We start from the raw sequence: 21,553 nt of genomic DNA on the forward strand, positions 1-21,553 counted from the left end.
ATCCCTCGACTAGCGAAACATTGTACTTGGAAAAGCTTTTAGTGCCAATCCAGTTTTGTTTATTATCTGCCTAATTATCCTTATAGATTCAAATTATGGCAGTAAATATTCCCCAAGCTCTAGCAAACCTCGAAGCAAACTGTGGTGTTTTTACAGTTTGGATGGTGCTTCAACATCATGGAGTACAAATTGATGTTGCTGAGTTGATTAAAGTTTGCCGACACGACGAAGGGGGCACGTATACTATTGCTTTAGCCGTTGCTTTAAAGAAACTAGGATTTAACGTGTCATTTCATTCAGATGAAGATCCTAATATTAGCCCAAGCGAACGAATGAGCTATAAAGAAGCAAAGGTACTGAAAATACCGACAGGACCAGCGTTGAGCTATCAAGATATTCAAGCTGAAATTCAACATGGCAAAATGGTGATTGTCTATTACGATACTTTAGAAGGTGTTGGAAATCAGTCACTCATCTATTCTATTGACCAAAAAGAAATCTGCTTTTTTGATAATTTTGAACCTATGTCAGCAGCAGTTTTTGAAAAGCAACGTCAAGTAGAAGGGATTTGTCGTCAGGCTATCGTGATTGATGACCGTAATTTTCAGATGCATTCGACTAAATTGAATTAGATTAAAAGAGCCAGTAGATTGCTGGCTCATATTGAAGTTATTTTTGTTGATATTCTTGAATCACTTCTAAAGCAGCACGAAAAGCTTCTTGTGTAGCAGGCGCGCCGCAATATGGCAGACTATGTAATAAAGTTTCTTGAATCTCCTCAACTGTACAGCCATTGTTGAGCGCACCACGAACATGGCCTTTGAGTTCGGTTGGTGACTTAAGTGCAGTTAACATTGCCAAAGTAATTAATGAACGATATTTACGTGGTAGCACACCTTCACGCTGCCAAGTCGATCCCCATGCATGCTCGTTGATCCAGTCTTGTAAAGGCTGGGTAAAGGGCACGGTGTTTTCTTGGGCACGTTTTACAAAAGCTTCTCCCATCACTTCTGTGCGAACTTTTAATCCATTTTCGTAATCTTGCTTAGACATTAATTTCTCCTAAAAATAAAAGCGTCGATTGACGCTTTTATAGCTGTTTATTAATTAATGCGAATCAAGTGTGATTGCAATAGTGAATTAGTGGAGGCATCAGTCACACAATTCGATGAGGGTTTGACAAAGGAAGATCTTTATTTAAATCTTTATCAAATACATCTGTAAGCATGCTGTCGAATCGAATTGCATTGTATTGCAATAATTGTTGAGCTTCGCTTTCAGTAATAAAACCTTCTTTTATCGCTTGTTGAATATTCTCTTCGAAAGTCAGTCCAGTAAATTTGCCTTTAGATTCAGCTTTTTTAAACTTATCCCAAAGAGGCTCAAGCGTTCGTAAAATTTGAAATGCATGTTCTAAACGTCCAGTCACATCATCGGCTTTAGTTGAATAAAATACGTGATGTTTAAGCTGCTCTCTGAAAGGATGCTCTTGCATCATAAGTTCAGCGACTTGTTGTTTTAACTCATCGTCAGGTTTTGAAATGACACGGCCAAGAGGGAAACAGATCCATTTTACAAATGCTGCTGGAAGTTTAGCTGGGAAGTTTTCAAATAATCCCCAAAATGCTTCCTGAATATTCAAGAAAGCTTTTTGTAGAGCTAATTTGGCGTGAAGTTGTTCAGCTTCAGTTTTTTGTCCAGCTTCATAAAATTTTAAAATTGCTGTAGAAATAAAGAGGTGCGCGTGAATATCTGCCAAGCGTCCTGATAACATTTCTTTGCGTTTTAAGTCTCCTGCAAGTAAACCAAGTGACATATCCGAAACAAGTGCAAAGTTGGCACTAAAACGGTTGATGGTCTTATAGTAACTGGCAGTAAATTGATCTACTGATTGTGGAGCATCATTTGAGCCACCTGTCCAACCATAAGCAAATGATTTTGCACCACGGTTAAAGGTATAGGCTAAATGTTTAAATAATAAATCATCGAATTTTTTGACTGAATCATTCTTATCCTCAGATTGAAGGAGTTGTAATTCTTCAAAAAGATAAGGGTGACAACGCATTGAACCTTGACCAAAAATCATCAATGAACGAGTCAAAATATTTGCGCCTTCTACCGTAATCGCAATTGGTATCGCTTGATAGGTAAGGGCAAGGAAGTTACGTGGTCCAAGTTGAATTGCGCGTCCTCCAGCAATATCCATTCCGTGATTGACGACTTTACGCATCGTTTCAGTTGCATAATATTTTGCCATGGCAGTCATCACGGCAGGTGTTCCACCTTGATTTAGGCCACATGTCACTAAATAACGGAATGCTTCAAGCATGTAGGCATCGCTGGCAATTTCACTGGTCGCTTCTTGCACGCCTTCAAATTTACCTACTGAAATATTGAACTGTTGACGAATTTTCGCAAAAGCACCAACGGTTAAATAGCTCATTTCACCTGCTGCTGTTGCTAAAGCTGGAAGGGAAATACCACGCCCAACACCTAAGCACTCCATGAGCATTCGCCAGCCTTTACCAGCATTTTCTTGCCCACCAATAATCCAGTCAATAGGAATGAAAACATCTTCTCCTTCTACTGTTCCGTTCATAAATGGAGAACCTGGAAAATGACGCGCTCCTATTTTTACGCCTGCATGACTAGCAGGAATTAAGGCACAGGTAATACCGTACTCTGTTTTATTTTTATCGCCCAGTAATCCTTCAGGGTCATAAAGTTTAAATGCAAGACCTACGACTGTGGCAATTGGTGCAAGAGTAATCCAGCGTTTAGAGAAATTCATGCGGAGCCCAAGAACTTGAGCACCTTCATGTTCGCCGTAACAAACAACGCCTGAATCTGGAATGGCACCAGCGTCTGAACCTGCTTCTGGACTGGTTAAACCAAAGCATGGAATTTCCTCACCTTTAGCAAGGCCTGGTAAATATTGTTGCTTTTGAGCATCAGTACCGTAGTGCATGAGTAGCTCACCCGGTCCCAACGAGTTTGGAACCATGCAACTCACTGCAGTGGTAAGTGAACGTGAAGCAATTTTGCTCATAATACGACTTTGGGCAAATGAGCTAAATTCTTTACCGCCAAAGGATTTTGGAATAATGAGACCTAAAAAACCTTTTTCTTTAATAAATTGCCAAACCTCTGGTGGAAGATCTTTTAAGTGATGATGAATTTCCCACTCATCTAACATGCTACAAAGTAGTTCAACTTCATTATCAATAAAACTTTGTTCTTCTTCTGACAACGTTGGGTAAGGATATTTCTCAAATTGGGACCAATCAGGTGCTCCCATAAACAATTCTTTTTCCCACCAACTGGTACCTGCCTCTAAGGCCTCTTGTTCAGTTGTACTGATGCTCGGCATTGAGTTTGCTAATGTTTTATATGCAGGTTTAGTAATCAGGTTAAAGCGTAATGGTGCAAATAAAATAATGATACTAAGGGCAATGAGGGGAATACCTAAAATGAGAGCCCATGGGGTTAATATGAGTGCAGTAAATATAGCCACCGCAATCGTAATTACACTACCAATGATTCGATTCAGGTTAAAAAAGAAAATTGCCCATATTGCAAAAAGCTGAATGACAATGCTTAAAACAAAGAGTAGGAAAATCATACTTGCTCCTTGCTAGATAAGCCCTCAAGTTAGAAATTACAAAAAAGCGAGGAGAGATTTAAGGCTTAACTAGCTAATTTTAATGCTGTTTAAATTTAATTTTTTATATCGCAATTGATGTATATGCTAGAGCAGGGATATATCGTACTTTTAGGTATAAGATATTTTTCAGTGAAAGTGTAATGGCTTGTTTTATCGATTTGTCAAGAAATGTTATTGATTTTCTTATACAAATAAAAAGCCCTCTGGGTTAGAGGGCTTTTTATAGATATTTAATTTATTAAGCTTCGACGGTTTGAACAGCGATTTTCTTAGCTGGATCTACTTTACGACGAACTTCTGGTACTGGTTCACCGTGGTATTGACGATCAGCAAAATAACTAGAACGAACCATTGGTGCAGACCAGATATTTCTAAAGCCAAGTTTACGACCATGCTCTGCATAACGTTCAAACTCTTCTGGCGTTACAAAGCGGTCGATTGGCGCATGTTGTTTAGATGGCTGTAAATATTGACCAATCGTCACATAGTCAACATCGTGAGCACGTAAGTCATCAAGCAATGCAATAACTTCTTCTTCAGTTTCACCAATACCGACCATCAAACCACATTTTGTTGGGATATCTGGACAGTATTCTTTAAACATTTTTAATAAGGTTAAAGAGTGTTGATAGTCTGAACCTGGACGCATTGCTTTATATAGACGAGGCACAGTCTCGATGTTATGGTTAAATACGTCTGGCGGACATTCAGTCATAATGCGTAAAGCAATATCCATACGTCCACGGAAATCTGGTACTAAAATCTCAAGCAATGTCGTTGGGCTAAGCGCGCGAGCTTCTTTAATACAGTCCACAAAGTGTTGTGCACCGCCGTCAAGTAAGTCATCACGGTCAACTGAAGTAATTACTGCATACTTGAGTTTCAGGTTAGAAATGGTTTCTGCCATGTGACGAGGTTCGTCAGCATCGAGTGCATTTGGACGACCATGTGCTACATCACAGAAAGGACAACGGCGTGTACAAATATCGCCCATAATCATGAATGTTGCTGTACCACCACCAAAACATTCTGGGAGGTTTGGGCAAGCAGCTTCTTCACAAACGGTATGGAGTTTTTGAGCACGTAAAGTCGTTTTAATACGCTGAACTTCTTCTGGTGCCGTCATCTTGACACGAATCCAGTCAGGTTTACGCGGCACTTCAACCGTAGGTACAACTTTTACAGGAATTCTTGCGACTTTTTCTGCGCCACGAAGTTTTACACCCTGTTCAGGTTTACGGTGTTCTGACATATCTAACTTTTCCACTCGTTTATAGAGACATTGACATTGTATTATAGCGAAGTTCTTCAGTTAATAGCGGAAAATAACTATTCATATAATAAATGTGGCTATTCAGAAATATAGGGTTGAGAAATACATAAATTCACCGCATATTAGTCATAATCTATTATAAAATATGGTCATTCAAGAGAGGAAGGAGCTTTCAATGCCACGTAAAAAAGAGGTCGTTAGTGGGAATTTCGTTAAATACGATGCGGTAGTTCTCGGTTCTGGACCTGCGGGTGAAGGCGCGGCAATGAAGCTTTCAAAAGCTGGTAAGCGTGTTGCAATTGTAGATGTGCGTGATCAACTTGGTGGTAACTGTGCACACGTAGGAACGATTCCAAGTAAAGCATTACGTCAAACAGTTTCTAGTATTATTCGCTATCAGCGTGATCCAATGTTTCAAAAAGTAGGTGAATGGAAACAGTTCACCATGAAACAGGTTTTGCGTAATGCACACAAAGTGATTCAACAACAGGTTGATACACATACACGTTTTTATGACCGTAACAAGATTGGTGTCTTCCATGGTCGTGCATATATTCAAGATAAAAATACAGTCTTAGTTTTTAGCCACGAAGGCATTAAAGAGACAATTATCTGTAAGCAAATCGTGATTGCGACAGGTAGTCGTCCTTATCATCCACAAGGTCTCGACTTTGATCATCCTCGCGTATTTGATTCGGACAAGATTCTTGATCTTGATTATTCAATTCAAAAAATCATTATTTACGGCGCGGGCGTTATTGGCTGTGAATATGCCTCAATCTTTATTGGTCTAGATCATAAAGTTGACTTGATCAATACTCAGCAAAAACTATTAAGTTATCTAGATGATGAAATTGCGGATGCTTTGTCTTATCACTTACGTGAACAAGGTGTATTGATTCGCCACAATGAACAAATGGATCATCTTGAAACGTTTGATGATCATGTTGTTTTACACTTACAAAGTGGTAAAAAGATTAAAGCCGATGCCATTCTTTGGTGTAATGGTCGCTCAGGTAACACAGAAGGCTTAGGTCTTGAGAACGTTGGACTAGTTCCAAACAACCGTGGTCAGCTTTCTGTAAATGATCAATATCAAACTGAAGTTGAAAACATTTATGCTGCTGGTGATGTAATTGGTTGGCCATCACTTGCTTCTGCTGCTTATGACCAAGGGCGCTGTGCTGGCGCAAACATGAGTGGTGAAGATGCTAAACCAGTACGAGACATTCCAACTGGTATTTATACTATTCCGGAAATCTCATCAATTGGTAAAAATGAACAGGAATTAACGGAAGAGAAAATTCCGTATGAAGTGGGTCAAGCTTCTTTCCGTCACTTAGCTCGTGCACAAATTACGGGCGATACAGTAGGTGAATTAAAAATTCTTTTCCACCGCGACACTATGGAAATTTTAGGTATTCACTGTTTTGGTAATAATGCTGCCGAAATTATCCACATTGGGCAAGCAGTTATGCACAGCCCAAATAATACATTGAAATATTTCGTTGAAACGACATTTAACTATCCAACAATGGCTGAAGCATATCGTGTAGCTGCACTTAATGGTATGAATCGTTTGTTTTGATTTTAAATAAGTTTTTAATAAAAAAGCCCGCAAATCTGCGGGCTTTTTTATTTTCATTAGACCATAAGTTTTTTATATTTTTATGACAATCCAAAGGATGATTCTAGCTTTTCATCCTACTAGTGTGGACAAAATGCTTGGTTAAAATATTCAAATAAATCTGGTGTTTGTTTCCATAAAATTATAGAAAGCACCAAAAGCGTGATTAAGATAAAAGTCATAATTGTTTTCAAAAGTAAGGCATTATGCATCATGAATAACAGCCTCCTCATTCACAAAGAAGTGTACGATTACACCTAATATACTCAATGCAATAGAGCATAGCCAAATTGCATTGTAATTACCTGTTAAGTCATGGTTAACACCGCCAAGCCAACCGCCAAAGAAAGAACCGACTTGATGAGTGAAAAACACAATGCCGCTGAGCATTGAAAGATATTTAACGCCAAACATATTTGCCACAATACCGTTGGTGAGCGGAACAGTAGAGAGCCATAAAAGGCCCATAATAATTCCAAAAGCATATACCGTATAAATGCTTAAAGGTAATAACAGAAAGGCAATGATCGCGATGCCACGGCTGCCGTAAAGTGCCATTAATAATTTAGGTTTTGAGAAGCGATCTCCTAACCAACCAGCACCATAAGTCCCCACAATATTAAATAGTCCAACTAGGGCTAGAAACACAGTTCCTGTAGCTGCATCAAAGCCGTGGTCGATTAAATAGCCGGGTAAATGTACACCTAAGAAAACAACTTGGAATCCACACACTAAGAAACCTAAAGCTAACCACCAAAAGGGTTTATGTTTTCTGGCAATATTCAGTACTTGTTTAAATGTAAGCTGAGGTTGTGCAATTGCTTTTGGTGTTTGATTGCTTGGTCCTTTTAACATCCATGCAAGAGGAATAATAAGAGCAATTAGTAGTGCACTGACCATTAGGGCGGCTGACCATCCAACATTTTTGAGTAAGAGAAGGGTAGATGGCAACATAATAAACTGACCGAAAGAACCTGCTGCACTGGCAATCCCCATTGCCATACTTCTTTTTTCTGGAGGTGCCGCTCGACCTACTGCACTAAGTAAAACTGTAAAAGAGGTGGCTGATAAAGCTAGGCCAATAATCAATCCTAGGCTTAAATTTAAGATTAAGATGCTTGAGCTAAAAGCCATTAAGAGTAAGCCGAGGGCGTAAAGCAATCCGCCAACAGCAACTACAATTTTACTGCCATATTTATCTGCGATTGCACCAGTAAAAGGCTGCACAGCTCCCCAGATTAAGTTTTGCATCGCAATTGCGAGACTAAAAACATGCTGTCCCCAACCAAATTCATGGCTCATTGGGACCAAATACAGTCCAAAACCATGCCTAACGCCTAAAGAAAGAGCCAAAATAAGGGCACTACCAATCAGCATATAGATAAGTGGCTGGGAAAAGTTGTGAGCAGTTTTAGTCATGATTAATGGAAAATTATAATAATGTGGTCATTTATTGTAGAAGATATATCGAGGAATATCGATATAGATGGCAAGAATATTTAAGAAGAATTAAAAAGTGACTAATGTTAATATTTTATGATAAGAAATTTGAAGAAGCAGACACCATTTTGATCTCTGCTTCTTATAAAAATTAAGCTGTGGAATTACGTTCAAGTAATGCTTGCTCAAAAAGAACTTGTTCTTTTTCTTTATGTTCAGTTGTGAAGCGAATCAAAATTACGCTACATCCTGCGACCATTACCAGACCGCCTAAAATAAACAGGCAAGTTTGGACATCAAGTAAACCTTTGAGTAGGAAACCTGCTGCCACAGCGCCAACATTACCACCCGCACCAATAATTCCTGCGACTCCACCTAATGCAGTACGATCGATAAAGGGTACGAGAGCGTAAGTTGCTCCACATGCCATATGCGTAAACAATGCAAAAATAGTCATGGAAATAATTGCGAGCGCAACAGCATTCATTTGCGAGAAGAGGATTAAGAATAAGCCTTCACCCAAAATCATGAGTACAAGCACTTTAGTACGGCCATCTAAACCTTTTTTGAGTGCGACTTTATCGGAAATGATACCGCCTAGTGCACGAGCAAATAATGCTAAGAGACCAAAGATTCCGGCGGTTAGACCAGCGGTTTTTAAATCCATTTTGAACTGATCAACATAGTACATTGCTGCAACGTTATGGATAAAAATCTCAATACCAAAACTTGCACCATATGCCAAAAATAAAATCCAGACACGATAGTTGCGAGCGGCTTGCATTAAAATGGCAGTACCACCTTTTTTACCACTTCCGACTTCAATACCTTGTGCGCGAACTTCTTTAAAGTTCCCTTGAGGACAGTCTTGAGTTAATTTCCAGTAAAGAATGCCAACAATAACCATCATTACGCCAGGTACGATTAATGCCACGCGCCATCCCATGGTTTGTTCAACACCAAACATCACAATTGCACCGAGCAATAAAGGCATTAAAGCTTGTGTTGCTCCACCACCAGCATTTCCCCAGCCAGCCGTTGCCGCATTTGCTGTTCCTACAACGTTAGGTGCAAACATGACACTTGTATGGTATTGAGTAATGACGAAGCTTGCCCCAATCGCCCCGATAAGTAAGCGAAAGAATAGAAAAGATTCATAGCTATTGGCAGCAGCTACACCAAATACTGGAATGCTGCCAACTAATAGGAGGGTGGTATACGTAATACGTGGACCATATTTGTCGCAGAGTGGTCCGACAATAAGCCGCACTAAAATAGTAATAGCAACAGCAGCAATATTAATATTAGCAATTTGGTCTTTTGTTAAGCCAAATTCCCCTTTAATGACGGGCATTAGTGGTGCACACGCAAACCATGCAAAGAAACATACGAAGAAAGCGAGCCATGTCATGTGGAAGGCACGCATTGCTGGAGTTGAAAAACTAAATAATTTGATTTCAGTTGCTTTTTTTGCATCTAATTGGATATTTGAAGACATACGCCGTCCCTCTGAACTGAACGAAATTTAATTTGCATGGCAATTTATTGCCTATCTGCAGACTGATCAGAGCGGACATCGTTGGCCGTCTTTGTTTATTCATTGAATCATCATTGATTCATCATGCAATGAATAAAGCAAAGCTTGTGCCAAAAAATGAATTTTACTAAAAAGGAAAAATTACTTTCTAATTTTATTGAGTTAGTTTGTGAATATAAAATAATAAAAAAATTGGAAAAAATAAGAGGGTATTAATAAAAAATTGAAAAGGTTTTTTATATCTGTATTTTTTATAAAAAATGCTCATTTTTTTAGCATTTTGATTTAAAAAGAAGCAAAATGTAGATAGAAAGAAAGCTATAAAAACGTGCATAAGTTTTTATAGCTTTATGCGGGGTTAGAAGCGGTAACCAACACCAACATATGAAATGAGTGGGTCAATATCAATTTTGGTATTCGCTTTAATTAGCTCTTTACCTGTATTTTGGTCAGTTACATAGATTTTTGCTTCACTATTCATTTTGGAATAAGAAACTGAACCAACAGCAAACCAATTTGGGTTGAAGTCGTAAGTTGCACCTAAAGTTACAATAGGTGCAAAAGTATCGGTCGCTTCTAGTTTCACGATAGGATTTGCTGATGATGTTTTGCGATCTAATGCTGCCCCAGCTTTACCATCATGGATATTCTGGATCATGTGGCCCGCTTGAATTAAATCAGCTTCAATACCGGAATTCATTTTTAAATCATTAAAGTATGCATACATCACGCCAGCTCCGATATAAGGACGGAACTTATTTACACCTGTTTTACCAAATTGATAATGTAGTTCAACGGCTGGTAACCATGCGCGTGCGGTCGCAGCTTTGCCTCCCTGAGAAAGATCAGTAATATGAAGGTCTTGTTTTAAAGGAATATCTCCACCTGCCTCGGAAATTCCACCTCCTATGATTTCTCCAATCGAAGACCCATCTTTTAATGGAGTCGCTTTTCCAGAAAGAGGAGCGTAAATATTACCTTTTCCATTAATATCTACTTTAGGGGGAATACCACCTTTAATTTCTAAAGATAAATTGTCCGTAAAGTTGTAGTTAAACATAAGACCAACAGTATCAACATCACTAGCTTCTAAGCCAGAACCTTGTTGTTCCCATTGAGAAAGACCATTAACTTCTGCTGTACCTGCAAGTGAAGAGGGAAGAGTATCTGTAAACTTATCAAGAAGACCAATAGTGCTATACCAGAATTTTCCTGAAGTTTTGCTTTGGTCGATTGCATCTAAAACTGCTTTTGTAGATACATCTCCAACTTTAGATGTTGTACCTTCTGCAACGCTAGTATTGATATTGACAGGGTTTCCTGAGCCTTGAGGCATTGCATGTAACCAGCCAGCAGAGACTGAAAAACGTTTGAAACCATCACCATCTTTTAAACTAAAATATGGCGAAGCGGCGTTAGTGATTGTTGGCAGGGCAAAAAAGGCAGCTGTCATACAAAATAATGACTTTTTCATCATAAAAGGACTCCATGTCCGAACATTTGTTTACTGATTTTTATTGAGCCAACCATACCGCGTTTTATTAAAATGATTGTTTATTAAAAATTAATAATTGTAATTTTTTTGAAATATTTGTTTATATTTGGAAAGTTTTATTAATAAAAAGTACAAAATAAAAAATAAAAGGCTACATAAAGTAGCCTTTTATTTAAGTTTGTTAAACTATTAGTTGAAGCGAGATAAGTCCTCTTCAGGGCGTGCAGTTAAAACTTCAATGCCTGTTTGAGTCACTAAAATAGTATGTTCATATTGAGCTGAAAGTTTGTGGTCTTTCGTTACAACAGTCCATTTATCGCCTAATAGTTTAGTTTGCCATACGCCAGCATTTACCATAGGTTCAATAGTAAAAGTCATACCAGCTTCCAGACGCATACCTGTTCCAGCTTGACCATAATGTAATACTTGAGGTTCATCATGGAAAACGGTACCAATACCGTGGCCACAATATTCACGTACTACACTAAAACGTTCTGATTCGACATATTTCTGGATTGCATGACCAATGTCACCTAAATATGAACCATCTTTAACAGTTGCCATACCTCGATACATCGCTTCTTGAGCAACTTTACATAGACGATTGGCTAAAATAGACGTCTCACCACCGACGATATACATCATGTTTGTATCGCCGTGATAACCATCTTTAATTACAGTCACATCAATATTTAAAATATCGCCGTTTTTTAACGTTTTATTTTCAGAAGGAATGCCATGGCAGACAACATGGTTAACCGAAGTACAAATAGAGTGCTGAAAAGCAGGGCGTCCAGGAGCGCCACCATAGCCGACACAGGCAGGAATAGCATGTTGTACATTTTCAATGTGATTACGGCAAATGGTATCAAGTTCAAGTGTACTTACACCCGCCTTGATATACGGCTTGATCATCTCTAGAACTTCAGCCGCCAGTCGTCCTGCAATGCGCATTTTTTCAATTTCATCTGGAGTTTTGATTAATCGACGTGGAGCTGTATAAGTACTGTTCATGATCTCTAAAAACTTTTGGTAATTTACAAGTGTCTATGGTATAAATAGCCGCCCATTTTATCAAATGCTTTTCGTGAATATCTTTTACGAACAAATTTGATAGGTGGAGTAAAAAATCCGCACATATATCGTCACATTACTCTGGGTGCCTGTAAAAGGGTGGAGAATGCGGATATATGGAGGCCTAACCCAACTTTTAAGGTAAAGAAAATGGCAGATTACAACGTAAGCATGCGCGACCTTCTTCAAGCAGGTGCGCACTTTGGTCACCAAACTCGTTTCTGGAACCCAAAAATGCGTCAATACATTTTTGGCGCGCGCAACAAAATTCACATCATCAACCTTGAGCACACTGTTCCTGCGTTAAATGATGCTTTGAACTTCGCTAACCAATTAGCAAGCAAAAAGAACAAAGTTTTGTTCGTTGGTACAAAACGTGCTGCTTCTAACATCATCCGTGAACAAGCTCAACGCGCTGGTCAACCATATGTAGACCACCGTTGGTTAGGTGGTATGTTGACGAACTGGAAAACACTTCGCCAATCTATCAACCGTTTAAAAGATCTTCAAACTCAATCTCAAGACGGTACTTTTGCTAAGCTTACTAAACGTGAAGCTTTAGAACGTGCTCGTGAGATGGAAAAACTTGAGCGTTCTTTAGGCGGCGTTAAAAACATGGGTGGTTTACCTGACGCATTATTTGTAATCGACGTTGATCACGAAGCGATTGCAATCAAAGAAGCGAAGAACTTAGGTATTCCTGTTATCGGTATCGTTGATACAAACTCTAACCCAGACAACGTTGATTACGTTATTCCGGGTAACGACGATGCGATCCGTGCAGTAACTCTATATGCTTCAGCTATGGCTGACGCAATTCTTGCTGGTAAAGAATACGCTCAATCTCAAGCGAACGCTCAAGCAAAAGGCGATGACGCTGCGAAAGACGCTTCTGAGGCTTAATGCGTTTTGACGCAGGCTTGTCATTTTTGCGACATGTAATGGTGGCAAATTAAGCGTCGAGAGTGCAAACGGCCCAGAGTTTCTTTGGGCCGTTTTTGTTGAAAAGATTTATTTTCTACCGATTTTAGGAGATCAACATGACTGCAATTACTGCAAGCATGGTAAAAGAATTACGTGACCGTACTGGTCTTGCAATGATGGAATGCAAAAAAGCATTAACAGAAGCGAACGGTGACATCGAGCTTGCTATTGATAACCTTCGTAAATCTGGTCAAGCTAAAGCTGCTAAAAAAGCTGGTAACATTGCTGCTGACGGTGCAATCACAATCGTTCAAGAAGGCAACAAAGCAATCCTAGTTGAAGTTAACTGTCAAACTGACTTCGTTGCTAAAGACGAAAACTTCTCTAACTTCTCTAAAGCTGTTGCTACTGCTGCTTTAGCTGCTGGTGAAACTGATGCTGCTAAAATCGCTGAATTAAAATTAGCAGACGGTCAAACAGTTGAAGAAGCTCGTATTGCGCTTGTTCAAAAAATCGGTGAAAACATCCAAGTTCGTCGTGCGAAAATCGTTGAAGGCGAAAACTTGGCTATCTACAAACACGGTTTAAAAATCGGTGTTGTAGTTTCTTATACTGGTGATGCTGATACTGGTAAAGGTATTGCAATGCACGTTGCTGCATTCAACCCAGTAGCTGTAAATGCTGAAGCTGTTCCTGCTGACCTTATCGCTAAAGAAAAAGAAATTGCTGAAGCGAAAGCGTTAGAGTCTGGTAAGCCAGCTAACATCGTTGAGAAAATGGTAACTGGTTCAGTTGATAAATACTTGAACGAAGTTGCTCTTGATCGTCAAATGTACGTAATTGACAACGACAAAAAAGTTGCTGATGTATTAAAAGCAACTGGTACTACTGTTGCTAACTTCGTACGTTTCGAAGTTGGTGAAGGTATTGAGAAAAAAGCAGAAATGAGCTTCGCTGAAGAAGTTGCTGCTGCTCAAGCTGCTGCGAAGTAATTCGTATCACAATAAAAAAAGCCCCATTGGGGCTTTTTTTATCTCAGTTAAATTAAGGATAGAAAATGACAAATAAAAAAAATCTCAGTATTGGTGGTGTCATAATTTTATTGATTGCTGCATATTTTGGTCTGGATTTATCTGGGCATAAGCAAAATCAATCGCCATCATTAGTCATACCCGAAGCTCAGCATACTGAAACTACACTTTCAAATAATGGGGCGGATACAATAAAAGCTGCTTATGAGCAGAGACAAAGTAATGTTCAAGTGCAGGGAAGTGGCCGAGTAAAAGCAATTTTAAGAGATGATAATGATGGGTCGAGACACCAGAAATTTATTCTTGTACTAAAAAATGGCCTTTCAATTTTAGTCGCACATAATATTGATTTAGCACCTAAAATTCCTAATTTGAAAAAAGGTGATGCGGTAGAGTTTTACGGTGAATATGAATATAACCCAAAAGGCGGTGTATTGCACTGGACACATCGTGATCCACAAAATCGTCATGAAAGCGGTTGGCTCAAACATGATGGGCAAATCTACCAATAAAGCCGAATAAACAAATAAAGAGATTGTTTTTATAGAGCAATTTTATTCTATTCAGTTTCTTAAAACATGCTATGGTTTTTTTATTGAATAGATGAGACGTATTTATGCAGCGGGAGCAAGCCGATTATCTGCATGTGCGAGAGCTGGGCGGTTTAGAGTTACTAAAAGCACATTATCACCAAACACAATTTTCGAAGCATACTCATGAAGGGTATTGTATTGGTGTAATTGAAGAGGGAGCACAGTCTTTTTTTAGGACGGGCCAACTACATGTAGCTCCCAAAGGCGATATTATTTTAGTAAATGCTGACGAAATTCATACGGGCTCATCTGCTGTTGAATCAGGTTGGCGATATCGGGCAATTTATCCTACACCTGAAATGTTGGCAGAAGTCAGCCAAGATTTTTTTGAAAATTCACGCGGAGCTCCATGGTTTCCTCAAGCTGTCATTCATGACTTAGGTCTGGCTCAACAACTTTGTTTACTCTTTGATTTATTAGAACAAAAAGATAATTTTTTACTTAAAGAAACAATGTATTTATCAACTTTAGCCTGTCTAATGAAGCGACATGGTAAATCAAATCATACTTTTTGTGAGTTGCCAGAAGCATATTCAAAAATATTAAGAGTTAAAGAATTACTAATAGAAATGCCTGAAACGAATTTTTCTTTGCAAGATCTGGCTGATATGGTGGGTCTAAGCGCATGGCACTTCTTAAGACAATTTAAAAAATATGTGGGCTTGCCACCTCATGCTTGGCTTGTTCAAGCACGCTTACAAAAAGCAAGACAATTATTAAAACAGGGTGACCAAATTGCGATGGTGGCACAGCAATGTGGTTTTTCTGATCAAAGCCATTTTAATCGTCACTTTAAAAAAGCAATGGGAGTGACGCCTACTCAATATGTAGTTAGCCTAAATAACTAGATTATTAAAAATTTATTTACAGCAATTTTATTCAATATAAATCAACTCTCATTACGCATTTTATAGAGAGATCTTTTATCTTGGATTTTATATATGAATATTCAGCTTCATCAGTTGGTGAGGTTTCCAAAAAATAAGCCATCCTATCTTTTTTTACGTGGGGCAATGGATATTTTGCCTTTGTCAATTTCTGTTATTCCTTGGGCAATCTTGGCTGGCTCTATGGCAATTCATGCAGGTTTATCTTTTTATAAAGCCCTTGCGATGTCGGGAATTGTTTTTGCTGGAGCAGCTCAATTAGTTAGTTTAAGCATGGTAATAGAAGGGGCATCTACTTTTACAATTTATGTGACGATTTTCTTTTTAACGGCTCAGCATTTTATTTATGCATTAACTTTAAGAAATGACATTTCTGCTTTGTCTCTTTCGAAACGGTTAAGTTTAGGTTTTTTATTAACAGATGAATTATTTGCGGTGTGTGCATCTGGTGAAAAAAGACAGCCAGAATATCTGTTAGGTGCAGGTCTGTCTTTTTATTTATTCTGGGTAGTTTTTAGCTTGGTTGGAATACTTTTGGCAACAGTGATTCCAGATTTACTAAATTATCATTTAGATTTTTCAATTGTGGCTATTTTTATTGCCATGATCGTGCCGCTATGCAATGGGGCGCCTGTAATTGCTGGTGTACTAATGACTTGTTTCAGTGGATTTTTCTTTAAATTGTATCAAGTTGAAGGGGCAATTTTACTTTCAGGATTAATCGGGATGTTGGTTGCTGTGTTAACTGAAAAAATAGGTAAGGAGCAATAATATGTCTTGGTTTATGATTTTAGGTTTGGCAGCAATCGTCTTTTTTAATCGTTATTATTTTTTAGAACCTAACGTTAAAATTAAATTGCCGCTTATTATGAATAAGATGCTTAATTATTCTGCACCTTGTTTATTAACAGCAATTTGTATTCCAGTTGTTTTTTTTGATGACGATAATTTAAAAGGAATTATTGATAATCCTTATGTTTATGCAGCAATCTTTTGTATTGTGATTGCCTTTTATCTGAAGAAAGTGCTTTTAAGTGTTATTGCTAGTTTGGTTTTTTTCTATTTTATAAATTTTCTAATAAATTACTAAAATGTAAAAGCTGAATCGAGATGATCCAGCTTTGATTGAAAAATTAGGATATAGCGTGTTTTTGTCTACTTTTCCATTTAGGTAAGATTTTTCCTAGATAAGCATCCATACACCAGACCGGGCCAATGAGTAAAAATTGTAAATCTTTAAAGAAAGATGGTTTTTTACCCTCAACTTTATGGCCATAGAACTGTCCGATCCAAGCAATTACAAAAATAGCAATATAAAATCCTACTCCTACAGGTAGGGTGTAAATGAGCCACGCCATAACAACAAGTAAAGCTGCCATAGCAACAGCAAGTACAAGATCTAAACGGGCATAAAATACTAAAGTGAGTACAAGTAGTAGAGCAGTTAGTAAAGTGCTGAAATGGGCAATGATTCCAATAATAGAAAATAAAATGGCAGGAACGCAGAGCCAGTGAATTTGTTTGTTAGTTGGATTTTGATGGCTTTCGCTATATTCGTCAAACCATTCTGTAACGGATTTCATTAATGGCACACTCCTTGTTTTTACTTTGATTTATTTTTTCTGGATATATTTTAGCCTGTTCTGGAGGAATTCGACAAGAAACCAACACTATTCAACTATAGCAACTTGGTAGTAAAAACTTTGGAGCGGGTAGGTGAAAAAATAATATGGCAATGATTGAAACAATAGTCCATTCGAACTCAAAAAAGGGTGCAATATTTCATAATATTTTTTCTGTGTTGCTCAATGATGAAAACACCAAAAAAATTGTAATTTTGAGATGGGTGGGAAAATTGTGTGAAAAAGCTCTACTCATCTACTCTAAAAACGCCATAAATAGCCCTTATTTTAGAAAAATGGTACTAGGGTAGCGCAAATTTATTAAAGTCGCTCTAAGCGCAATTTAGAGGCAAAATAGACTTTGATAAAATAAAAGCAATTTTTTGTTCAAAGAATATCCAAAACTGGGGTTGAAGAAGAGCTAAAAAAGCTAATTTTTTTACCCTCAGTTAGGAATTATTTTTATAGTTGAAAAAATAAAAAAGCCGCAGAAAAATTGCGGCTTTTTACATGAGCTCTAGAGTCTATAACTTATGAAGTTGGACCATCAACGCGCTCAATATTTACTTTTGCAGTTCCAGCATTGGTAATACCAAGACGTTTAGCTGCACCGTAAGATAGGTCAAGTACACGATTGCCATGGAAAGGACCACGGTCATTTACTTTTACAACCACACTTTTGCCATTGTCTTTATTCGTTACTCGAATGTAACAGTTCAACGGTAGGCTACGGTGAGCAGCAGTAAGCGCATTCATATCGAATGTGTCACCACTTGCTGTTTTGCGACCATGGAATTGACGACCATACCATGAAGCCATACCAGTTTGGCTAAACTTACGAACAGTGTTTGAAGCTACTGTGTTAAGTTTTTCAATCACTGAAGGCTCATCTTCAGGGATTTCAATTTTTGCTGCGATCGCTTGACGACGGATTTGATCGCCAGAACGTTCAGTGATTGAAAGACTGTTAATGTTAGAAAAACGAGAATTAAAATTTTGAGTATCTTTACTCAATACACGTGCTGCTAAATTAGAACCATCTACATCGCTATTTAATGATGAAGATTGCACCATTTCAGCGTGCAATGGGGCTATGCTTAAACTAGCCGTCAGTGCAAGAACGTATTTCAGCGATAACTGCATTTGTATAAACTCCTGAGAACATGTACTTTTTTCTTTCAGCGATTGACTGAAATTTAAAGTGAACATGTCTTATTATTCACTTTTGCAATTGCTACATTGGGGTGGATAATATTCATCGCTTACGGAGAGTGTCTAGTCTTTAACGAGAAATAGTTACAAAAAGGGCAAAAACTTACAGTTATGGGTTAAAAAATAATCAAAATTGTAACAAAATATTAAATTTGTGTATATTGTGATCTATTTAACAAAAATATTTATTGACTTTTACATAACTAATAAAAAAGCTAGCCTATCGGCTAGCCACTTCAGTGCCTAATAACCATACAGCAGTCGCATACATACGGCTTTTATTATAGGTCGTAATTACTTGAAAATTCGGGTAAGTCAAATAGTAAATTGGACCATTATAGTCTTGTAATTGAATAACATTCACCATATCCAGGTCATCAATTTTAACTAAAGGATTTAAGGGTGAAACCCCGAGTGTCTTTAATGCACCATATGGAAAAGGTTGAGTTAAATCTTTAGCAATAACACTGTCTGGATTTGAGCCTGTGTAACGTGCCATAAATCCGATAGGTTGATCGCGTTGCCATCCTTGTTTTGCTAAGTAATTTGCGATTGAACCGATTGCATCTTCTGCAGAGTTTCTTAAATCGATGTGTCCATTACCATCATAATCGACCCCATATTTACTAATATTACTCGGCATAAATTGTGGATAGCCAATTGCACCTGCATAGGAACCTACAATACTACTTGTTGGGTAACCTTCTTTATAAGTCCATGCAATAAGAGCAGCAAGTTCATCTCCAAAATATTCAGCACGGCGAGGGTAACCAAAAGCAAGTGTGGCTAATGCATCACGTGTAATAAATGAACCTTTATTTGCGCCATAACCTGTTTCAACACCCAAGATGCCCAAAATGACAGCTTGAGATACACCATATTGTTGTTCAGCACGGTTTAAAGCATCTGCATATTGGTTTTTAAAACGGACACCACGTTGAATTGTTCCTTCAACCAAAAACATAGAGCGATAGTCATACCAAGGTTTGCTTTCACCTGGACGAGTCATAATATTTAGAATGTTTGGTAAATTTTTTGCACCATTCATGGCTGCATCAACTTGATCGCCACTTAAACCATAAGCACTCATCGTTTTTTGTTTAAAATTTACATAATCAGGATGCGTGGCAAAATCGTTGGCCTGAGCGAAGTGACTTGTACTGATTAAACCAGTACACAAAGCGAGCATTTTTAAAGTTTTATTTAAGTGTTGAGACAACATATCGTTTTAAAATTCCAGATTATCGATGTGTATGAATGGACATGACTAAACCAAAGGTGGCCATTAAAGTAATAATAGCTGTTCCGCCATAACTCATAAAAGGTAAAGGAACACCTACTACAGGTAAAATACCACTGACCATTCCCGCATTTACAAATACATACACAAAAAAAGACAAACCAAAGGCGCCAGCAACTAAACGTCCATAGTTATGGAAGCTTTGTAAACCGATTTGGAATGTTCTAAAAATAATAGCAAAATAAAGAATAACTAAAATAAGTACACCGATAAGCCCAAACTCTTCGGAGTACGCAGCAATAATAAAGTCGGTATGACCTTCAGGTAAAAAGTGCAAATGTGATTGGGTACCTTCAAGAAATCCTTTACCTGAAAAACCACCAGAACCAATTGCAGTTTTAGATTGAATAATATTCCAACCAGTACCGAGTGCATCTGCCTCTGGATCAAGTAAAGTTAAAACCCTTTGACGTTGGTAATCGTGTAAAAGAAATTCCCAAGCAATCGGAATGACCACCGCGGCACAGGCTCCCGCAGCACCGATCATACGCCACGATAGTCCACTTAAAAATAAAACAAATATACCGCTTGCTAATACTAAAAGTGATGTCCCTAAGTCAGGTTGTTCTGCAATCAATAAAAAAGGAATGCCAATTAACATTAATGATAAAACAACTTGTGAAAAACTAGGGGGAAGGGGTTTACGTGCTAAAAACCAGGCAATCATCATGGGCATGCCGATTTTCATGAATTCACTGGGTTGCACACTTCCGAAACCAGGAATATCAATCCAGCGCTGAGCACCCATTCGGACTTCACCAAATATCATGACTGCCAAAAGTGAAAATAAGCCAAATAAATAAAAATAGGGTGAAAAAGCTTGATAGACCTTAGGTGGAATTTGGGCTAGGCCAATCATCACTAGAAAACCAATACCAAAACTCATGGCTTGTTTACTCACTAACCCTACATCTTGTGCAGAAGCACTATATAGTACGGTTAAACCTAATAGCGCATTTAAGAGCAGAAATAGGCATAGCCAAGGGTCAACATGGAGTTGTTGCCACTTTGAAGGTTGCATAGCAGTGCTAAGACCATCTCGAGGAGCTTGGCGTAAAAATTTATATTGCGGACTAGGAGACATGCGGCGTTAACTAAGGTCAATCAGTGCTTGGCGCATGCTAACATAAACTTGGTTAATGGCAATGTATATCAATATTTTGCAATAAAAAAACCTAGCTTTCGCTAGGTTTCCGATAGTCTATTTTTTATTAGTTAAAGAATAAACCATCATGATATTCAGCCATCGCTTTTAGTTCAGTACGATTTAAGCTTGGAATCAATTTGTCGATCGCAATGTGAACAGCTTTTGTTACAGCTGCTGCACCAATATCGGCTGCTTTACGCTTAATCATGCCAAGGTCTAATGTTTTATTAAAATCAGACATGAAGTGTTTAATCATGGCATCGCCGAATTGTTTATATAACTCAGCTAAAGCAGCTTTATTAATGTCATTGCCTGCTTCAAGCTCAGCAAAGTTATGCTTAAGGTTAGTCACTAAACCTGCATCTAAATTTACGCCTACTTTATATTGGCCTTGTGGGTCTTTAAATAAGCTTTTTTCAGAAAACTCTACTGATTGTTTAACCACATCATTTGGTGCTTTGCTTAACAATTGCTTTAAAAGAACAGCCACAGTTGATTTGACATAGCCTGCTAGTTTTTCGGCAGTATCGCGCTTTTCACTTGCAGGAAAATGCTGAACTAACTGAATTAAGACATTATCAATAATCTCTTCATTAAGTTGTAAAGCAATCTTATCGCGAAGTGGATATAAAGGTTCGCTAGAATTTTTATTCGCAATTCCAGTTTGTATATCGTTCAATAAGCCTTCAGAAGGGGTAAAACCAAAAAACGGCATGGTGTATCCTCA

Annotated in this window: 20 protein-coding genes; 8 read left to right on the forward strand and 12 right to left on the reverse strand. The window is 38.1% G+C overall.

Going from position 1 to position 21,553, the window contains the following annotated elements; all coding sequences use genetic code 11:
• Positions 1–95: 95 nt before the first annotated feature.
• A complete protein-coding gene (locus F968_RS05235; protein WP_004790984.1) occupies positions 96–632 on the forward strand; it encodes a cysteine peptidase family C39 domain-containing protein in 537 nt (178 codons plus the stop codon).
• A gap of 37 nt (positions 633–669) precedes the next feature.
• Here F968_RS05235 and F968_RS05240 read toward each other — a convergent pair whose 3' ends face one another.
• From F968_RS05240 to lipA, 3 genes are all read right to left on the reverse strand, one after another.
• Entirely contained in the window at positions 670–1,053 is a 384-nt protein-coding gene (locus F968_RS05240) for a carboxymuconolactone decarboxylase family protein (protein ID WP_000043120.1), read from the reverse strand.
• A gap of 103 nt (positions 1,054–1,156) precedes the next feature.
• Positions 1,157–3,622 (reverse strand): acyl-CoA dehydrogenase, encoded by a 2,466-nt coding sequence (locus F968_RS05245; protein ID WP_004790986.1) that lies wholly within the window; start codon positions 3,620–3,622, stop codon positions 1,157–1,159.
• 280 nt (positions 3,623–3,902) lie between these two features.
• Positions 3,903–4,916: a lipoyl synthase gene (gene lipA / locus F968_RS05250; RefSeq protein WP_004790988.1), complete on the reverse strand. Its 1,014-nt coding sequence runs from the start codon at positions 4,914–4,916 to the stop codon at positions 3,903–3,905.
• Positions 4,917–5,112: 196 nt separating this feature from the next.
• Here lipA and sthA point away from each other — a divergent pair, with 196 nt between their 5' ends.
• A complete protein-coding gene (gene sthA / locus F968_RS05255) occupies positions 5,113–6,525 on the forward strand; it encodes a Si-specific NAD(P)(+) transhydrogenase (RefSeq protein ID WP_004790990.1) in 1,413 nt (470 codons plus the stop codon).
• Positions 6,526–6,768: 243 nt separating this feature from the next.
• On the opposite strand, the gene F968_RS05265 is transcribed toward sthA, so the two are convergent.
• From F968_RS05265 to map, 4 genes are all read right to left on the reverse strand, one after another.
• The gene (locus tag F968_RS05265; RefSeq protein WP_004790994.1) at positions 6,769–7,983 is read right to left on the reverse strand and encodes an MFS transporter; all 1,215 of its coding nucleotides are present in this window, start codon (positions 7,981–7,983) and stop codon (positions 6,769–6,771) included.
• Between the two features lie 172 nt (positions 7,984–8,155).
• Complete coding sequence (locus F968_RS05270; RefSeq protein WP_004790995.1) at positions 8,156–9,502, reverse strand: MFS transporter; 1,347 nt, start codon at positions 9,500–9,502, stop codon at positions 8,156–8,158.
• 397 nt (positions 9,503–9,899) lie between these two features.
• Positions 9,900–11,018: an OmpW/AlkL family protein gene (locus tag F968_RS05275; protein ID WP_004790997.1), complete on the reverse strand. Its 1,119-nt coding sequence runs from the start codon at positions 11,016–11,018 to the stop codon at positions 9,900–9,902.
• A gap of 207 nt (positions 11,019–11,225) precedes the next feature.
• Positions 11,226–12,050, reverse strand: coding sequence for a type I methionyl aminopeptidase (gene map / locus F968_RS05280; protein ID WP_004790999.1), 825 nt, complete (start codon positions 12,048–12,050; stop codon positions 11,226–11,228).
• Between the two features lie 210 nt (positions 12,051–12,260).
• Here map and rpsB point away from each other — a divergent pair, with 210 nt between their 5' ends.
• From rpsB to F968_RS05310, 6 genes are all read left to right on the forward strand, one after another.
• Complete coding sequence (gene rpsB, locus F968_RS05285; protein ID WP_002118204.1) at positions 12,261–13,013, forward strand: 30S ribosomal protein S2; 753 nt, start codon at positions 12,261–12,263, stop codon at positions 13,011–13,013.
• A 137-nt stretch (positions 13,014–13,150) separates the two neighbouring features.
• Positions 13,151–14,026 carry a translation elongation factor Ts gene (tsf, locus tag F968_RS05290; RefSeq protein ID WP_004791001.1) on the forward strand — a complete coding sequence of 292 codons (876 nt, stop codon included), beginning with the start codon at positions 13,151–13,153 and terminating at the stop codon, positions 14,024–14,026.
• 65 nt (positions 14,027–14,091) lie between these two features.
• Positions 14,092–14,577 (forward strand): DUF3465 domain-containing protein, encoded by a 486-nt coding sequence (locus F968_RS05295; RefSeq protein ID WP_004791003.1) that lies wholly within the window; start codon positions 14,092–14,094, stop codon positions 14,575–14,577.
• 104 nt (positions 14,578–14,681) lie between these two features.
• A complete protein-coding gene (locus F968_RS05300; RefSeq protein ID WP_004791005.1) occupies positions 14,682–15,506 on the forward strand; it encodes an AraC family transcriptional regulator in 825 nt (274 codons plus the stop codon).
• 93 nt (positions 15,507–15,599) lie between these two features.
• Positions 15,600–16,316 (forward strand): AzlC family ABC transporter permease, encoded by a 717-nt coding sequence (locus F968_RS05305; RefSeq protein WP_004791007.1) that lies wholly within the window; start codon positions 15,600–15,602, stop codon positions 16,314–16,316.
• A gap of 1 nt (position 16,317) precedes the next feature.
• Positions 16,318–16,635: an AzlD domain-containing protein gene (locus F968_RS05310; RefSeq protein ID WP_004791010.1), complete on the forward strand. Its 318-nt coding sequence runs from the start codon at positions 16,318–16,320 to the stop codon at positions 16,633–16,635.
• A gap of 43 nt (positions 16,636–16,678) precedes the next feature.
• Here F968_RS05310 and F968_RS05315 read toward each other — a convergent pair whose 3' ends face one another.
• The 5 genes from F968_RS05315 to F968_RS05340 all read right to left on the reverse strand — a co-directional run bounded on the left by F968_RS05315 (position 16,679) and on the right by F968_RS05340 (position 21,541).
• Positions 16,679–17,128, reverse strand: coding sequence for an Mpo1 family 2-hydroxy fatty acid dioxygenase (locus F968_RS05315; protein WP_004791012.1), 450 nt, complete (start codon positions 17,126–17,128; stop codon positions 16,679–16,681).
• A 570-nt stretch (positions 17,129–17,698) separates the two neighbouring features.
• Positions 17,699–18,310, reverse strand: a complete 612-nt coding sequence (locus F968_RS05325; protein WP_004791014.1) for a septal ring lytic transglycosylase RlpA family protein — start codon at positions 18,308–18,310, stop codon at positions 17,699–17,701.
• 289 nt (positions 18,311–18,599) lie between these two features.
• On the reverse strand, positions 18,600–19,601 hold the full coding sequence (gene mltB, locus F968_RS05330; RefSeq protein ID WP_004791015.1) for a lytic murein transglycosylase B: 1,002 nt from the start codon (positions 19,599–19,601) through the stop codon (positions 18,600–18,602).
• A gap of 19 nt (positions 19,602–19,620) precedes the next feature.
• Positions 19,621–20,763: a rod shape-determining protein RodA gene (gene rodA / locus F968_RS05335; RefSeq protein ID WP_004791019.1), complete on the reverse strand. Its 1,143-nt coding sequence runs from the start codon at positions 20,761–20,763 to the stop codon at positions 19,621–19,623.
• Between the two features lie 127 nt (positions 20,764–20,890).
• Positions 20,891–21,541, reverse strand: coding sequence for a hypothetical protein (locus F968_RS05340; protein ID WP_004791021.1), 651 nt, complete (start codon positions 21,539–21,541; stop codon positions 20,891–20,893).
• Between the last annotated feature and the right edge of the window lie 12 nt (positions 21,542–21,553).

This window comes from Acinetobacter sp. NIPH 817 (assembly GCF_000368405.1).
GTDB lineage: Bacteria > Pseudomonadota > Gammaproteobacteria > Pseudomonadales > Moraxellaceae > Acinetobacter.

What these genes read in the sequence shown, in the direction of transcription:
- F968_RS05235 (WP_004790984.1), top strand. Translation starts at nt 96, where the DNA reads ATGGCAGTAAATATTCCCCAAGCTCTAGCAAACCTCGAAGCAAACTGT.
- F968_RS05240 (WP_000043120.1), bottom strand. Translation starts at nt 1,053, where the DNA reads ATGTCTAAGCAAGATTACGAAAATGGATTAAAAGTTCGCACAGAAGTG.
- F968_RS05245 (WP_004790986.1), bottom strand. Translation starts at nt 3,622, where the DNA reads ATGATTTTCCTACTCTTTGTTTTAAGCATTGTCATTCAGCTTTTTGCA.
- lipA (WP_004790988.1), bottom strand. Translation starts at nt 4,916, where the DNA reads ATGTCAGAACACCGTAAACCTGAACAGGGTGTAAAACTTCGTGGCGCA.
- sthA (WP_004790990.1), top strand. Translation starts at nt 5,113, where the DNA reads ATGCCACGTAAAAAAGAGGTCGTTAGTGGGAATTTCGTTAAATACGAT.
- F968_RS05265 (WP_004790994.1), bottom strand. Translation starts at nt 7,983, where the DNA reads ATGACTAAAACTGCTCACAACTTTTCCCAGCCACTTATCTATATGCTG.
- F968_RS05270 (WP_004790995.1), bottom strand. Translation starts at nt 9,502, where the DNA reads ATGTCTTCAAATATCCAATTAGATGCAAAAAAAGCAACTGAAATCAAA.
- F968_RS05275 (WP_004790997.1), bottom strand. Translation starts at nt 11,018, where the DNA reads ATGATGAAAAAGTCATTATTTTGTATGACAGCTGCCTTTTTTGCCCTG.
- map (WP_004790999.1), bottom strand. Translation starts at nt 12,050, where the DNA reads ATGAACAGTACTTATACAGCTCCACGTCGATTAATCAAAACTCCAGAT.
- rpsB (WP_002118204.1), top strand. Translation starts at nt 12,261, where the DNA reads ATGGCAGATTACAACGTAAGCATGCGCGACCTTCTTCAAGCAGGTGCG.
- tsf (WP_004791001.1), top strand. Translation starts at nt 13,151, where the DNA reads ATGACTGCAATTACTGCAAGCATGGTAAAAGAATTACGTGACCGTACT.
- F968_RS05295 (WP_004791003.1), top strand. Translation starts at nt 14,092, where the DNA reads ATGACAAATAAAAAAAATCTCAGTATTGGTGGTGTCATAATTTTATTG.
- F968_RS05300 (WP_004791005.1), top strand. Translation starts at nt 14,682, where the DNA reads ATGCAGCGGGAGCAAGCCGATTATCTGCATGTGCGAGAGCTGGGCGGT.
- F968_RS05305 (WP_004791007.1), top strand. Translation starts at nt 15,600, where the DNA reads ATGAATATTCAGCTTCATCAGTTGGTGAGGTTTCCAAAAAATAAGCCA.
- F968_RS05310 (WP_004791010.1), top strand. Translation starts at nt 16,318, where the DNA reads ATGTCTTGGTTTATGATTTTAGGTTTGGCAGCAATCGTCTTTTTTAAT.
- F968_RS05315 (WP_004791012.1), bottom strand. Translation starts at nt 17,128, where the DNA reads ATGAAATCCGTTACAGAATGGTTTGACGAATATAGCGAAAGCCATCAA.
- F968_RS05325 (WP_004791014.1), bottom strand. Translation starts at nt 18,310, where the DNA reads ATGCAGTTATCGCTGAAATACGTTCTTGCACTGACGGCTAGTTTAAGC.
- mltB (WP_004791015.1), bottom strand. Translation starts at nt 19,601, where the DNA reads ATGTTGTCTCAACACTTAAATAAAACTTTAAAAATGCTCGCTTTGTGT.
- rodA (WP_004791019.1), bottom strand. Translation starts at nt 20,763, where the DNA reads ATGTCTCCTAGTCCGCAATATAAATTTTTACGCCAAGCTCCTCGAGAT.
- F968_RS05340 (WP_004791021.1), bottom strand. Translation starts at nt 21,541, where the DNA reads ATGCCGTTTTTTGGTTTTACCCCTTCTGAAGGCTTATTGAACGATATA.